9 protein-coding genes are annotated in these 14,152 nt (G+C 64.5%); 6 read left to right on the top strand and 3 right to left on the bottom strand.

Going from position 1 to position 14,152, the window contains the following annotated elements:
- Nucleotides 1-31: 31 nt before the first annotated feature.
- From O3298_RS06035 to O3298_RS06025, 3 genes are read right to left on the bottom strand one after another with little or no spacing between them, the layout of a single operon-like run.
- A complete protein-coding gene (locus O3298_RS06035; protein ID WP_305058753.1) occupies nt 32-1,828 on the bottom strand; it encodes a J domain-containing protein in 1,797 nt (598 codons plus the stop codon).
- A gap of 12 nt (nt 1,829-1,840) precedes the next feature.
- On the bottom strand, nt 1,841-3,550 hold the full coding sequence (locus tag O3298_RS06030; protein ID WP_305058752.1) for a molecular chaperone HscC: 1,710 nt from the start codon (nt 3,548-3,550) through the stop codon (nt 1,841-1,843).
- On the bottom strand, nt 3,550-5,547 hold the full coding sequence (locus tag O3298_RS06025) for a DNA topoisomerase IV subunit B (RefSeq protein WP_077408539.1): 1,998 nt from the start codon (nt 5,545-5,547) through the stop codon (nt 3,550-3,552). The genes O3298_RS06030 and O3298_RS06025 overlap by 1 nt, the downstream gene beginning before the upstream one ends.
- A gap of 463 nt (nt 5,548-6,010) precedes the next feature.
- Between O3298_RS06025 and kdpF the strand changes: the two genes are divergently transcribed.
- Genes kdpF through kdpE form a run of 6 tightly spaced genes read left to right on the top strand, consistent with a single transcriptional unit; the run spans nt 6,011 to nt 14,074 of the window.
- Nucleotides 6,011-6,100, top strand: a complete 90-nt coding sequence (kdpF, locus tag O3298_RS06020; protein WP_034746483.1) for a K(+)-transporting ATPase subunit F — start codon at nt 6,011-6,013, stop codon at nt 6,098-6,100.
- The gene (kdpA, locus tag O3298_RS06015; RefSeq protein WP_305058751.1) at nt 6,100-7,905 is read left to right on the top strand and encodes a potassium-transporting ATPase subunit KdpA; all 1,806 of its coding nucleotides are present in this window, start codon (nt 6,100-6,102) and stop codon (nt 7,903-7,905) included. The genes kdpF and kdpA overlap by 1 nt, the downstream gene beginning before the upstream one ends.
- A 9-nt stretch (nt 7,906-7,914) precedes the next feature.
- Nucleotides 7,915-9,993, top strand: coding sequence for a potassium-transporting ATPase subunit KdpB (gene kdpB / locus O3298_RS06010; RefSeq protein WP_251350246.1), 2,079 nt, complete (start codon nt 7,915-7,917; stop codon nt 9,991-9,993).
- A gap of 10 nt (nt 9,994-10,003) precedes the next feature.
- Nucleotides 10,004-10,579, top strand: coding sequence for a potassium-transporting ATPase subunit KdpC (kdpC, locus tag O3298_RS06005; protein ID WP_305057409.1), 576 nt, complete (start codon nt 10,004-10,006; stop codon nt 10,577-10,579).
- A gap of 58 nt (nt 10,580-10,637) precedes the next feature.
- Complete coding sequence (locus O3298_RS06000) at nt 10,638-13,379, top strand: DUF4118 domain-containing protein (protein ID WP_305058750.1); 2,742 nt, start codon at nt 10,638-10,640, stop codon at nt 13,377-13,379.
- Nucleotides 13,376-14,074 carry a two-component system response regulator KdpE gene (gene kdpE / locus O3298_RS05995; protein ID WP_034746496.1) on the top strand — a complete coding sequence of 233 codons (699 nt, stop codon included), beginning with the start codon at nt 13,376-13,378 and terminating at the stop codon, nt 14,072-14,074. Before O3298_RS06000 ends, kdpE begins: the two co-directional genes overlap by 4 nt.
- Nucleotides 14,075-14,152: the final 78 nt, after the last annotated feature.

Here is a 14,152-nt window from a genome sequence, read left to right as displayed (position 1 = left end):
TAAGTGGTTGCGGTTGAATTCGTGGAGCTGATTATGACAGCCCGGATTTGGAAAAGGACTTGCCGTACGTCAGATACATGTAGCGCAAGGTCAAATAGAGCACGGCCAGGGCCAGTTCGACGCCGTTATGCATCATCGGCATGGCGCGGATGGCCGGGGCTTGGCTGGCCAGCACGAAAGTGGCGATGGACGGCACCAGCACCACCGGCCAGATCGTCTTCCATTTGAAATCGCTGGGGGAAAACAGCAAGCCGGCACACGACCAGACATACAGCGCGGCGCCGACGAAGGCGGCCGGCAGCAGTTGCAAATACAGTTGCAGCAGCAAGCCCGCGCAGCCGATCAGCCATGCCGCGCGCAGGCGGGGCAAGAGCGCCTCTGGCCAGCCGCAATCGCCATACAGACCGGTGGCGCTGCGCAGGGCCAGCGCCGCCAGGCAAAACATCAATGGCATGGCATCGCCGATGGCCAGCGCCGACTGGCCCCTGCCGCTCATGAACATGGCGGCGAACAGCGACAGGCCCAGGCACAGGAGCAGCAGCATGCCGTGCAGCAACTGGCGGTTCATCGCATACGCGAGCAGGGCCGACGCGCACAGGCCGGCCGCCGTGACGAGGCGCATGGTCTCGCTGCGTTCGGGCAAGAACAGCATTAGCGCCAGCAGCAGATAGGGCACGATCCAGCCCAGCTGCCGCAAGCCTGGCCGCGCCCACAGCACGGGCAGGCGTTCCTGCAGCCCTTCCTGCAGCGCTTCCAGGCGCGTGAACAGCGGCGCCGGCCAGCGCAAGGCATGAACGGCCAGCAGGGCAAAGGCCAGCACCTGGAAACCCAGCAGGCTGGCATAGGCAGCCGTGTCGCCGAGCTTGAAGCCGGCCGCATCGAGCACACCCGCGAGCATGAAGTACAGCACGAAACCCAGGCCGCCCGAGGCCAGCGCCGTCTGTTTGAAGTAGCGTTTGGCATGGACGGCGTGTTCCCACTGCTCGAACAGGTCTGTATCGAGCTTGCAGGCCTGCATCTCTCCGTGCTGCCAGCGTATCGCGTGCAGCAGTTCGCGCAGCTGCAGCGTGAATTTTTGGTCGAATAGCTGGCGCGCGTAGGCGCTTGGCGGCTGCTGCGACATGATGCAGTCCAGGCCGGGGTAGCTGTCGCGGTTGTCGCTGAAATGGGCGAACGAGCGGTCTGCCCGGTAACGCTGCACGGCGCCGCGCACCAGGTCCGCATGGCTGCGCGCCAGGTAGGAAAAGTCGCGGTCCCAGCCCAGCTGCTCGAACAGGGCCTGGCGCAGCGCCAGGTCATAGCCGGCGCTGGCGCAATAGCGCAGCGCGCACAGGTCGAATTCCTCGCGCACGTCGAGGTTCAGCATGGCGTCGTCCTGCAGCATGCGGACCAGCACGTCGCCGGCATCCGCATGCCGCGTCAGCTCCAGGCAGCCTTGCCACAGATTAGCCGCTTCCTGCGCCGGGTCGATGGCGACCACGCCCCATTGTTCCGGGGGAGGGGGCTGTTCCTGGGCGATGATGCCCCACAGTTCCGCAGGCGCTTCCTGCACCGCCTCGTCGATGACGCCCCACAGGTCTGCCGGTTCCATGGGCGGCGCTTCTGGCGTTTCCGCTGCTGCCGCTTGCGGTTCCTGAAATTCCTCCGCAAACAGGTGCGCATGGCGCAGCGCGTATTCATACGCTTCGCGCAGTTCCTGGAAGGCGGCCGGATCGTCTTCGGGACGCGTCACTTTCAGGCGCTTCGCGTACGCGCGCTTGAGGGCGCGCTCGTCGCCCGTCGGCTCCGTGTCCAGGATATCCCACAGGCTGCGCTGCCCGTTGTGCATGCCGCCGTCCATTTACAGGAAGCTCTCGCTCTCGACCTGGCGCAACACCTCGTCGAGCGCCTGGCGCGCCTTGCGGATGGTGCTCGGGTCTTGCGTTTCCAGCGCCGCCTGGAAATTGGCCGTGTGCGCCGCCAGGTACTGGCGCACGTCGCCCAGCGACTGTTCGTACAATCGGTCGGCGCGCGTGACCAGGGTGCGGTTTTCCAGCTGCTCGCGCGGGTGGATCTTCAGGTCGGCCAGTTCCGCAAAGCGCTGCTCGATTTGTTCCGGCGTCATCACGCCCGCGTTGTCGCTGATGACCATCTTGTGCTTTTCCTGCGTGGCCAGCACCGTCACTTCCGCTTCCAGCACGCCGCTGATGTCGTAGGTGAAGCGCACGTCGATGCCGATCTCGCCCGCCTTTTTCGCGGGAATCGGGAAGCTGATCTTGCCGAGGAAGACGTTGTCGGCCACCAGGCGCGACTCGCCCTGGAAGATCGCCACGTTGATTTCCTTCTGGTTGTCGTAGATGGTGGTGATGTTTTCCGTGCGCGAGACGGGCACCACGGAATTGCGCTCGATGATGGGCAGGTAATGCCCGCCTTCATACTGGTTCGCGCCGACCTGGCGCGAAATCGAAATGCCCAGCGAATACGGCGCCACGTCCGTCATGACCACTTCATCGAGTGCGGCGTCGCGCATCTTCAGGCCCGCCTGCACGGCGGCGCCCAGCGCCACGGCTTCGTCCGGGTCCAGGTGGATGGCGGGGAAGCGGCCGAACATGCGCGAGACGAGTTTGCGCACCAGCGGCATGCGCGTGGCGCCGCCGGCCAGCACCACTTCGTCGAGTTCCGCGGCGCGGATGGTAGCGTCGCGCAGCGCCCGCTCCACGGGCAGGCGCAAGCGCGCCAGCAGCGGTTCGCACAACTGCGCCAGTTTCTCTTCGCCGATCTCCCAGCTGTATTCCTTGTCCTGGTAGCGCGTGGCCATGCGCACGGACGGCTGGTCCGACAGCAAACGCTTGACGCGCTCGGCTTCATCGCGCAGCAGCTGTTGCTGGCGCGGATCGAACAGGCGGCTGCCGGCTGCGTCGCGCAAGCCGCTGCCTTCCAGGAAGGCGTCGACCAGCACGGTGACGAAGTCTTCGCCGCCCAGAAAATTGTCGCCGGCCGAGGCGCGCACTTCCATCACGCCTTCGAATAGCTCCAGGATCGACACGTCAAACGTGCCGCCGCCCAGGTCGAAGACGAGGAATTTGCTTTCCTGTTCCTTGTCGCGGATGCCGTAGGCCAGCGCGGCGGCCGTCGGCTCGTTGAGCAGGCGTTCCACGCGCAGGCCCGCCAGTTGTCCCGCGATGCGCGTGGCCTTGCGCTGCGCATCGCTGAAATACGCGGGAACCGTAATGATGGCTTCCTCGACCTCGTGCCCCAAAAAGGCTTCGGCATCTTCCTTCAGCGCGCGCAGCACCATCGACGATAGTTCTTCCGGACGGAATTGCTGCGTGCCGAGGGTGATCTTCTTTTCGCTGCCCATGTAGCGCTTGAAGACGGCCGCCGTCAGCTGCGGGTGCGTCTGCAGGCGCTCGCGCGCGGCGCGGCCCACCAGCACGGTGCCGTCGTCATCGATGCTCACGCACGACGGCGTCAGGTGTTCACTGAGCGCATTCGGGATGATGGAAGCCTTGCCGTCGCGCCAGATGGCGACCAGGCTGTTGGTGGTACCCAGGTCGATGCCGATGATCATCAGATATCCGCCTCCGCTTCATTGCCATGTTCTTCGATCCAGGCGCGGCGTCCTGCCGCTTCGCCCTTGCCCATCAACATATTGAAGCGGGAGGCCGAGGCCATGTGGTCGACTTCACCGAGCGTGACGGGCAGCAGACGGCGCGTGTCCGGGTTCATCGTCGTTTCCCACAGCTGCTCGGCGTTCATCTCGCCCAGGCCCTTGAAGCGCGAGATCGACCAGGCGCCCTGTTTCACGCCTTCCTTGCGCAGCTTGTCCTCGATGGCGAGCAGTTCGCCGTCGTCGAGCGCATAGATCTTCTGCATCGGCTTCTTGCCGCGCGCGGGCGCATCCACGCGATACAACGGCGGGCGGGCGATGCAGATGTGACCCTTGTTGATCAGGGCCGGGAAGTGCTTGAAGAAAAGCGTCAGCAGCAGTACCTGGATGTGCGAGCCGTCCACGTCTGCATCGGACAGGATGCAGATCTTGCCGTAGCGCAGGCCGGACAGGTCGGGCGAGTCGCCCACGCTGTGCGGATCGACGCCGATGGCCACGGCGATGTCGTGGATCTCGTTATTGGCGAACAGGCGGTCGCGGTCCGTTTCCCACGAATTCAAGACCTTGCCGCGCAGGGGCAGAATCGCCTGGAATTCCTTGTCGCGGCCCATCTTGGCCGAGCCGCCCGCCGAGTCGCCCTCGACGAGGAACAGTTCATTGCGCGTGATGTCCGACGATTCGCAGTCGGTCAGCTTGCCCGGCAAGACGGCGACGCCCGAGGATTTTTTCTTTTCCACTTTCTGCAGCGAGCGCTGGCGCGACTGCGCCTGCTTGATCACCAATTCGGCCAGCTTCTTGCCGTAGTCGACGTGCTGGTTCAGCCACAGTTCCAGCGGCGGCTTGGTGAAGGTCGACACGAGGCGCACGGCGTCGCGCGAGTTCAGGCGTTCCTTGATCTGGCCCTGGAATTGCGGGTCCAGCACCTTCGCCGACAGCACGAAGGAGGCGCGCGCGAATACGTCTTCCGGCAGCAATTTGACGCCTTTCGGCAGCAGCGAGTGCATTTCGACGAAGTTTTTCACGGCGCCGAACAGGCCGTCGCGCAAGCCCGATTCGTGCGTGCCGCCATTCGAGGTGGGAATCAGGTTGACATACGATTCGCGCACGATGGCGCCTTCTTCCGTCCACGCCACCACCCAGGCCGCGCCTTCGCCCTCGGCAAAGCCTTCCGAGTCCGGGCCCGCATACTGCGCGCCTTCGAACAGGGGAATCAGGGTTTCGCCATTCGATACCTGCGCCAGCGTTTCGGTCAGGTAGCCGCGCAAGCCTTCCGCGTACTGCCAGGTTTGCGTATCGCCCGTTTTCGCGTTGGTGAGGGTGACGGTCACGCCCGGCAGCAGCACGGCTTTCGAGCGCAGCAGGCGTTGCAGCTCGGTTTGCGAAATGTTCGGCGAATCAAAGTATTTGGCATCGGGCCAGGCGGTGACGCGTGTACCCGACTTCTTGCCGTCGCGCGGGGCGGGGCGGGAGCTCAGAGGCTCGATCACGTCGCCGTTGGCAAACACCATATGGTGCAAGCCGTTGCCGTCGCTTTCCTTGCGCCAGACGGTGATTTCCAGGCGCGTCGACAGCGCATTGGTGACGGACACGCCGACGCCATGCAGGCCGCCCGAGAATGCATAGGCGCCGCCCGAACCCTTGTCGAACTTGCCGCCCGCGTGCAGCCGCGTAAACACGATTTCCACCGTCGGCACGCCTTCTTCCGGGTGCAGGCCGACGGGAATGCCGCGGCCATTGTCTTCGACGGTGATGCTGCCATCCGTGTTTTGCGTCACGGCGATATGCGTGCAATGACCGCCCAGCGCCTCGTCGGAGGCATTGTCGATCACTTCCTGAATGATGTGCAGCGGATTTTCAGTGCGGGTGTACATCCCCGGGCGCTGCTTGACGGGTTCCAGTCCTTTCAGGACACGGATGGATGATTCGCTGTAGTCGGATGCTGGTTTTTTAGTGGCCATACGTGTTCAAGCTAAGTAAAGACAGTGGTTGGAACGCCAGGCCAGGGCACTGCAGGGCGCAGTGACAGCGGCGGCGATAACTGTATGAATATACAGTATATCCCGTCCAGCGTCACTGAGGGAGGGCAGTGCGGCAGGCTTGGCGTCCTTGTGCGGACGCTCGCGCATTCTATCTTGTCCCGCGAGCAATAGCGCTACTCCAGGGCAACAACAGTGCGCCGCGCGCGTGGTTTGGCGCCCATTGTGAAGGATTTTATGTGGTAAAGCGCCCGTTTTTACATCTTGTTTACAGCTGCCTCCCCAGTCTTTACGAATTTTTTAGACCCTTTTGGCTAATCTGCTCACTATCAAAACAAACCTGAATGAGGGTGGGAATGGATCTCGTGTATCTCGGCTTGATTGCCGTGTTTTTCGTCCTGGCGGCCGGCTTTGCCGTCGCCTGCGACAAATTAGGGAGCGTCAAATGAACGCGTTTTATGTGCTGGGCGCCGTCGTCTCTGCTGGCCTGCTCGTGTACCTGCTGGTGGCGCTGCTGAAGGCGGAGGAACTGTGATGACGACGCAATCGATACTGTTATTGGTGGCTTTCCTGGCCGTGCTGCTGGCCGCCGGCTATCCGCTGGGCCTGTACATGGCCAGGGTGGCCGGCGATGGCCCCGTGCGCGGCCTGGGCTGGCTGCAAAAGTTGGAAAATCTGCTGTACCGCTGGTCCGGCCTGCCCGCCGACAAGGCCATGGGCTGGAAAAGCTATGCCATCGCCCTGATCGTCTTCAATACCGTGGGCGCCGTCTTCGTCTACGGCCTGCAGCGCCTGCAGGGCTTCTTGCCCTTGAATCCCCAGGGTCTCGGCGCCGTCAGCCCCGATTCCTCGTTCAATACCACCGTCAGTTTCGTCGCCAATACCAATTGGCAGGGCTACGGCGGCGAACAGACCATGAGCTACCTGACGCAGATGCTGGGCATGGCATGCCAGAACTTCTTTTCGGCGGCCACCGGCATCGCCGTGATCTTCGCGCTGGTGCGCGGCTTCGCCTCGCGCTCGGGCAAATCGATCGGCAATTTCTGGGTCGACCTGGTGCGCTCGACCCTGTACATCCTGCTGCCGCTGTCCCTGGCCCTGTCCGTCGTTTTCATGGGCGAAGGCATGATCCAGAATTTTTCCGCGTACAAGGAAGTAACCCTGCTCGACCACGTGGCGTATGAAACGCCGAAAGTGACGGCCGATGGCCAGCCCGTGCTGGATGCGGCCGGCAAGCCCGTGATGGAAGCGCAAGTGGCGACCACGCAGACGATCGCCATGGGCCCTGTGGCGTCGCAGGAGTCGATCAAGCTGCTGGGCACGAACGGCGGCGGCTTCTTCAATGCCAATTCCTCGCACCCGTACGAAAATCCGACCGTGCTGTCGAACTTCCTGCAGATGCTGGCCATCTTCATCATTCCCGCCGGCCTGTGCTTCACGTTCGGCCGCATGGTGGGCGACCAGCGCCAGGGCTGGGCCGTGCTGGCCGCGATGACCCTGATCTTTGTCGTCATGACGGCCGGCGTGATGAGCGCCGAGCAGCAAGCCAATCCCGCCTTGCAAGGACTGGGTGTGGACCAGCAGGCCAGCAGCCTGCAATCGGGCGGCAATATGGAAGGCAAGGAAACGCGTTTCGGCATCAGCTCCTCGACCCTGTTCGCGGCAGTGACGACGGCCGCATCGTGCGGCGCCGTCAACTCCATGCACGATTCTTACATGCCCCTGGGCGGCATGGTGCCGCTGCTGCTGATGCAGTTCGGCGAAGTGATCTTCGGCGGCGTGGGCACGGGCCTGTACGGCATGCTGATGTTCGCCATCCTGGCCGTCTTCATCGCTGGCCTGATGATAGGCCGCACGCCCGAATATCTGGGCAAGAAAATCCAGGCCTATGAAATGAAGATGGTGTCGCTGGCCATCCTGATTACGCCAGCCCTCGTATTGACGGGCACGGCGATCGCCGTGATGGTCGAACCGGGCACGGTGGGCGTGGCCAATCCTGGCGCGCATGGTTTTTCCGAAATCCTCTACGCCTTCACGTCGGCGGCCAACAACAACGGCAGCGCGTTTGCCGGCCTGTCCGCCAACACGCCGTTCTACAACGTGATGCTGGCAATCGCCATGTGGTTCGGCCGCTTTGGCGTGATCGTGCCCGTGCTGGCGGTGGCCGGTTCGCTGGCGGCCAAGCAGCGCCTGTCGGCCAATGCCGGCACCATGCCCACGCACGGCCCCATGTTCATCGGCTTGCTGATCGGCGTTGTCGTGCTGGTCGGCGTATTGAATTACGTTCCCGCGCTGGCCCTGGGCCCGATCGTCGAACACCTGCAACTTTTCATCAAATAAGAGGCTACCATGTCACGCACAAGCCTGACTTTGTTCGATTCCGCACTGATCGGCCCCGCCGTCGTCGATGCGTTCAAAAAACTCGACCCCCGCACGCAGTGGCGCAGCCCCGTGATGTTCGTCGTCTACGTGGGCAGCATCATCACGACCCTGCTGGCCATCCAGGCCCTGAACGGCCAGGGTGAAGCGCCATTCGGCTTCATCGTCGCCGTCGCCGTGTGGCTGTGGTTTACCGTGCTGTTCGCGAACTTCGCCGAAGCGCTGGCCGAAGGCCGCAGCAAGGCGCAGGCGGCGTCCCTGCGCGCCCTCAAGCAAACGGTGATGGCAAAGAAAATGCAGACGCCGAAATACGGCACTTCCTGGCTGCCCACGCCGGCCACCGACCTGCGTAAGGGCATGACGGTGCTGGTCGAGGCGGGCGACGTCATTCCCGCAGACGGCGAAGTGACGGCCGGCGTGGCCTCTGTCGACGAAAGCGCCATCACGGGTGAATCGGCGCCCGTCATCCGCGAATCGGGCGGCGATTTTTCCGCCGTGACGGGCGGCACCCGCGTGCTGTCGGACTGGCTGCTGGTGCGCGTTTCCGTCAATCCGGGCGAAGCCTTCATCGACCGCATGATCGCCATGGTCGAAGGCGCCAAGCGCCAGAAAACGCCGAATGAGATCGCCCTGACGATTTTGCTCGTCGCCCTGTCGATCGTCTTCCTGATCGTCACCGTGACCTTGCTGCCGTATTCGCTGTTTTCCGTGGCGGCGGCCGGCAGTGGCACGCCGGTGACCATCACCGTGCTGATCGCGTTGCTGGTGTGCCTGATCCCGACCACCATCGGCGGTCTGTTGTCCGCCATCGGCGTGGCCGGCATGAGCCGCATGATGCAGGCCAATGTGATCGCCACGTCGGGCCGCGCCGTGGAAGCGGCCGGCGACGTGGACGTGCTGCTGCTGGATAAAACGGGCACCATCACCCTGGGCAATCGCCAGGCGTCGAGTTTTGTACCAGCACCCGGCGTAACGGAGCAGCAGTTGGCCGATGCGGCGCAACTGGCCTCCCTGGCCGATGAAACGCCGGAAGGGCGCAGCATCGTCGTGCTGGCCAAGCAGAAGTTCAATATCCGCGAACGCGAGATGGCCAGCCTGCACGCCACCTTCGTGCCGTTCACGGCGCAGACGCGCATGAGTGGCGTGGACATTCCCGGCGAACAGCAGGTGCGCCAGCTGCGCAAGGGCGCGGCCGATTCCATGAAAAAATATGTGGAAGCGCTGGGCCAGCCGTATCCGGCGGAGGTGGGGCGCGCCGTCGACGACATCGCGCGCCGCGGCAGCACGCCGCTGGTGGTGGTCGACGATGGCCGCGTCATGGGCGCCGTGGAGCTGAAGGATATCGTCAAGGGCGGCATCAAGGAGCGTTTCGCGGAATTGCGCCGCATGGGCATCAAGACCGTCATGATCACGGGTGACAACAAGCTGACGGCCGCGGCGATTGCCGCCGAAGCGGGCGTGGACGATTTCCTCGCCGAGGCGACGCCGGAAGACAAGCTGAAACTCATCCGCAGCTACCAGTCCGAAGGCCGTCTCGTCGCGATGACGGGCGACGGCACCAACGACGCACCCGCACTGGCGCAGGCCGACGTGGCCGTGGCCATGAATTCCGGCACGCAGGCTGCGAAGGAGGCGGGCAATATGGTCGACCTGGACTCGAACCCGACCAAGCTGCTGGAAATCGTTGAAATCGGCAAGCAGATGCTGATGACGCGCGGTTCGCTGACGACGTTCTCGATTTCGAACGACATCGCCAAGTACTTCGCCATCATCCCGGCCGCCTTCGTGGGCACCTATCCGCAATTGAAGGCGCTGGACATCATGCACCTGGCCAGCCCTGCGTCGGCCATCATGTCGGCCGTGATCTTCAATGCCTTGATCATCGTCGTGCTGATTCCATTGGCGCTGAAAGGCGTGCAGTACCGCGCCATCGGTGCGGCCAGCCTGTTGCGCCGCAACCTGCTGATCTACGGCCTGGGCGGCATCGTCCTGCCCTTCATCGGCATCAAGCTGATCGACATGCTGCTGTCCGCCCTCAATTTAGTCTAAAGGAACCATCATGAGCACTATCGTACGTCCCGCCCTGGTCCTGTTTGCCGCGCTGACCGTGATCTGCGGCGTCGTCTATCCGTTTGCCACGGCCGGTATCGGGCAGCTCGCTTTCAACGATGAAGTCAACGGCAGCATCGTCGAGCGAGGTGGCAAGCCTGTCGGCTCGATGCTGATCGGCCAGTCCTTCACCTCGCCCAAGTATTTCTGGGGCCGTCCATCGGCCACCGCGCCGATGGCGAACAACGGCGCCGGCTCGGGCGGCTCGAACCAGGGGCCGAGCAACCCGGCCCTGGTGGACGCCGTCAAGGCGCGCATCGCTGCCCTGCAGGCAGCCGATCCGGGCAACCGCAACCCGATCCCCGTCGACCTGGTGACGGCGTCGAGCAGCGGCCTGGACCCGGAAATCAGCCTGGCGGGTGCCTTGTACCAGGCGCCGCGCGTGGCCCGCGTGCGCGCGCTGCCGCTGGCGCAGGTGGAAAACGCCATCGCCAAGGTGCAGAAAACCGCGTATATCGGCTTTTTCGGTGAACCGCGGGTCAATGTGCTGGAACTGAATCTGGCGCTTGATGCGGCCGCGAAGTAAGATGATGCAGGGGCAGAGCCGCCGGTTTTGCCCCTGGTTTTGACATTAAAAGATGCCCATGCTCCCCAACGACAGCCAACGCCCCGACCCTGATGCCCTGCTGGCGCAAGTGCAGGCGCAGGAAAAGAAAGCCGCGCGCGGCCGGCTGCGCATTTATTTTGGCGCCTCGGCCGGCGTCGGCAAGACCTATGCGATGCTGGCCGCCGCCCGCAAATTGCTGGCCGATGGCCAGGATTTGCTGGTGGGCGTGGTGGAGACGCATGGGCGCCAGGATACGGCGGCCCAGCTTGACGGCTTGCCCGTCCTGCCCCTGAAGGCCATCGAATACCGGGGCAAGACCCTGTACGAGTTCGACCTGGACGAAGCGCTGCGCCGTGCGCCGGTGCTGATGCTGATGGATGAACTGGCCCATTCGAACGTGGCCGGTTCGCGCCATCCGAAGCGTTGGCAGGATGTCGAGGAATTGCTGGCGGCCGGCATCGACGTGCTGTCGACCGTCAACGTGCAGCACCTGGAAAGCCTGAACGACGTGGTGGGCGGGATCACGGGCGTGCGCGTGGCCGAAACCTTGCCCGACACGGTGTTCGACCGCGCCGACGAAGTGGTGCTGGTCGATATCCCCGCCGATGAACTGCTGCACCGCCTGAAACAGGGCAAGGTGTATCAGCCGCAGCAGGCCGAGCGGGCGTCCCAGCATTTTTTCCGCAAGGGTAATCTGATCGCCCTGCGCGAACTGGCCTTGCGCCGCACGGCGGACCGGGTGCAGGACGACGTGCAGGCTTACCGCGTCGAAAAATCCATCAATCCCGTGTGGAAGACGGGGGCCGCGCTGCTGGCCTGCGTGGGGCCGCACGCGGGGGGAGAACACGTGATCCGCAGCACGGCGCGCCTGGCCAGCCAGCTGAATGCGGAATGGCACGCGCTGTACGTGGAAACGCCCCGTTTGCAGCGCCTGCCGGCGAGCCAGCGCGAACGCATCCTGAAAACCCTGAAACTGGCGCAGGACCTGGGCGCGCGCACGGCCGTCAATCCGTCCGCCGACATCGCCGGCGCCGTGGTCGAGTATGCGCGCAGTGCGAATATCTCGAAAGTCATCGTGGGACGTAGCCGTACCGGTGCGCTGGCGCGCCTGTGGCATGCGTCGCCGGCCGCGCGCATGGCCAGCCTGGCGCCCGATATCGACCTGGTCGAAGTGGGCTTGCCGCCCGCCGATGCGGCGCCCCGTCGCGCTGCTGGCGACGATGCCGAGGCGCCGCGCCGGTCGTCTCGCCATTGGCGCTACATCCTGGCCGCTGGCGCCAGCCTGGCCACGGCCCTCGCCTCGGTCCCCCTGCAACCCTATCTGGACCTGGCTAATATCGCCATGCTGTCCTTGCTGACGGTGGTGCTGGTGGCCGTGCGCCTGGGGCGCGGGCCGGCGGCGCTGGCCAGCCTGGTGGGCGTGGCTTGCTTCGATTTCGTCTTCGTGCCGCCGCGTTTTTCGTTTGCCGTGGGCGATTTCCAGTATGTGATCACCTTTGGCGTGATGCTGGCCGTCGGACTGATCACGGGGCACCTGACGGCAGGCCTGCGTTTCCAGGCGCGCGTGGCCTCGCACCGCGAAGCGCGCGCCCGCGCCCTGTACGAATTCTCACGCGAGCTGTCCGGCGTGCTGCAGACGGAACAGATTTTCGACATCACGAAAAGCGCCATCGAACGGGCTTTCCGCGCGCGCGCCACCTTGCTTTTACCTGATGACGATGGCAGCTTGCAAGCCCCGAACGGCGGCGAGCCGCTCGATATCGGCATCGCGCAGTGGGCCTTCGACCATGCGCAGGCGGCGGGGACGGGCACGGATACCTTGCCGGCGTCGCCCATTTTCTACCTGCCGCTGATCGCACCGATGCGCACACGGGGCGTGCTGGCACTGCTGCCGCTCGAGGGCGCACACCGCGGGCGCTGGCTGCTGGTGCCGGAACAGCGCCAGCACCTTGATACCTTTGCCGCGCTGGCGGCCATCGCGCTCGAACGCGTGCATTACATCGACGTGGCCCAGGGCGCGCTGCTGCAGATGGAGTCCGAGCGCTTGCGCAATTCGCTGCTGGCGGCCCTGTCGCACGACTTGCGCACGCCCTTGACGTCGCTGGTGGGCCTGGCCGAATCGCTGGCCCTATCGCGGCCAGCCTTGTCGCCTGCGCAGCTGGACATGGCGCGCTCGCTGCAATCCGAAACCGTGCGCATGAGCGCCCTGGTGGCGAACTTGCTGGACATGGCGCGCATCGAAAGCGGGCAAGTGCGCCTGAACCTGCAATGGCAGGCGCTGGAAGAAGTGGTGGGCAGCGCGCTGCGCGCCAGCGGCCCCCAATTGCAGCAACATGCCGTGCAGACGCAGCTGGCGCCGGACTTGCTGCTGGTGCGCTACGACGCGGTGCTGATCGAGCGCGTGCTGTGCAACCTGCTGGAAAACGCGGCCAAGTACACGCCGCCCGGCAGCACCATCACGGTCGCGGCCGGGGTGCACGGCCAGTTCCTGCAGGTGATGGTGGCTGATGATGGCCTGGGCTTGCCGCCCGGCCGCGAGGAAGCCATCTTTGAAAAATTTACCCGCGGCGAGCGCGAATCGAACAAGCCGGGTGTCGGGCTGGGGCTGGCCATTTGCCGCGCCATCGTCGAAGCCCACGGCGGCACCATCCACGCGCAGCCGCACGCTCCGGGACAGGGCGCCGCCATTGTGTTCAGCCTGCCGCTGGGCACGCCTCCGGCGCCGCCGGAGATCGAGCTCGATGACGCCAACGACCATGAAACAGGAAAACCAACATGAACGAACCTTCCGCCACCGCCCTGCTGGTCGAGGATGAACCGCAAATCCGCCGCTTCGTGCGCGCAGCGCTGGAGGACGAGGGCTGGCAGATTTTCGAATCCGCCACCATGCAGCGGGGCTTGATCGATGCCGGCACGCGCCGGCCCGACCTGATCGTGCTGGACCTGGGCCTGCCCGACGGTGACGGCATCGATTTCATCGCCGACATCCGCAAATGGTCGGCCGTGCCCATCATCGTGCTGTCGGCGCGGGTCGACGAGCAGGACAAGATCCGCGCGCTCGATGCGGGCGCCGACGACTATCTCACCAAGCCCTTCGGCGTGGGCGAACTGCTGGCCCGTGTGCGCGCCACCCTGCGCCGCCAGCGCCAGCCCGCCGCCAGCGACGATGGCGTGGTGCAGTTTGGCGACGTGCGCGTCGATTTGAAGGACCGTCTGGTGACACGCAACAAGCAGCTGGTGCACATGACGCCGACGGAATTCCGCCTGCTGTCGGTGCTGGTGAAGAATGCCGGCAGGGTGGTCACCAATCCGCAGCTGCTGCGCGAAGTGTGGGGGCCGTCGAACAGCGAAAACGGCCACTATCTGCGCATCTACATGGGCCATCTGCGCCAGAAGCTGGAAGCCGATCCGGCCCAGCCGCAGTACCTGCTGACGGAAACGGCCGTCGGCTACCGGCTGCTGCTGCCGCTCTAACACCTGTTATTTCCCTGTTTGAAAACAGGCGCCGCGCGCGTCAGGGGGACGCTTTACCCATTTTTTTGCAGCGGCGGG

Source organism: Janthinobacterium sp. SUN137 (assembly GCF_030587265.1).
Lineage (GTDB): Bacteria > Pseudomonadota > Gammaproteobacteria > Burkholderiales > Burkholderiaceae_D > Janthinobacterium > Janthinobacterium kumbetense.
The sequence above is the reverse complement of the archived record's forward strand: the minus strand, read 5'-3'. Positions and strand labels throughout refer to the sequence as shown.

What these genes read in the sequence shown, in the direction of transcription:
- O3298_RS06035 (WP_305058753.1), bottom strand. Translation starts at nt 1,828, where the DNA reads ATGCACAACGGGCAGCGCAGCCTGTGGGATATCCTGGACACGGAGCCG.
- O3298_RS06030 (WP_305058752.1), bottom strand. Translation starts at nt 3,550, where the DNA reads ATGATCATCGGCATCGACCTGGGTACCACCAACAGCCTGGTCGCCATC.
- O3298_RS06025 (WP_077408539.1), bottom strand. Translation starts at nt 5,547, where the DNA reads ATGGCCACTAAAAAACCAGCATCCGACTACAGCGAATCATCCATCCGT.
- kdpF (WP_034746483.1), top strand. Translation starts at nt 6,011, where the DNA reads ATGAACGCGTTTTATGTGCTGGGCGCCGTCGTCTCTGCTGGCCTGCTC.
- kdpA (WP_305058751.1), top strand. Translation starts at nt 6,100, where the DNA reads ATGACGACGCAATCGATACTGTTATTGGTGGCTTTCCTGGCCGTGCTG.
- kdpB (WP_251350246.1), top strand. Translation starts at nt 7,915, where the DNA reads ATGTCACGCACAAGCCTGACTTTGTTCGATTCCGCACTGATCGGCCCC.
- kdpC (WP_305057409.1), top strand. Translation starts at nt 10,004, where the DNA reads ATGAGCACTATCGTACGTCCCGCCCTGGTCCTGTTTGCCGCGCTGACC.
- O3298_RS06000 (WP_305058750.1), top strand. Translation starts at nt 10,638, where the DNA reads ATGCTCCCCAACGACAGCCAACGCCCCGACCCTGATGCCCTGCTGGCG.
- kdpE (WP_034746496.1), top strand. Translation starts at nt 13,376, where the DNA reads ATGAACGAACCTTCCGCCACCGCCCTGCTGGTCGAGGATGAACCGCAA.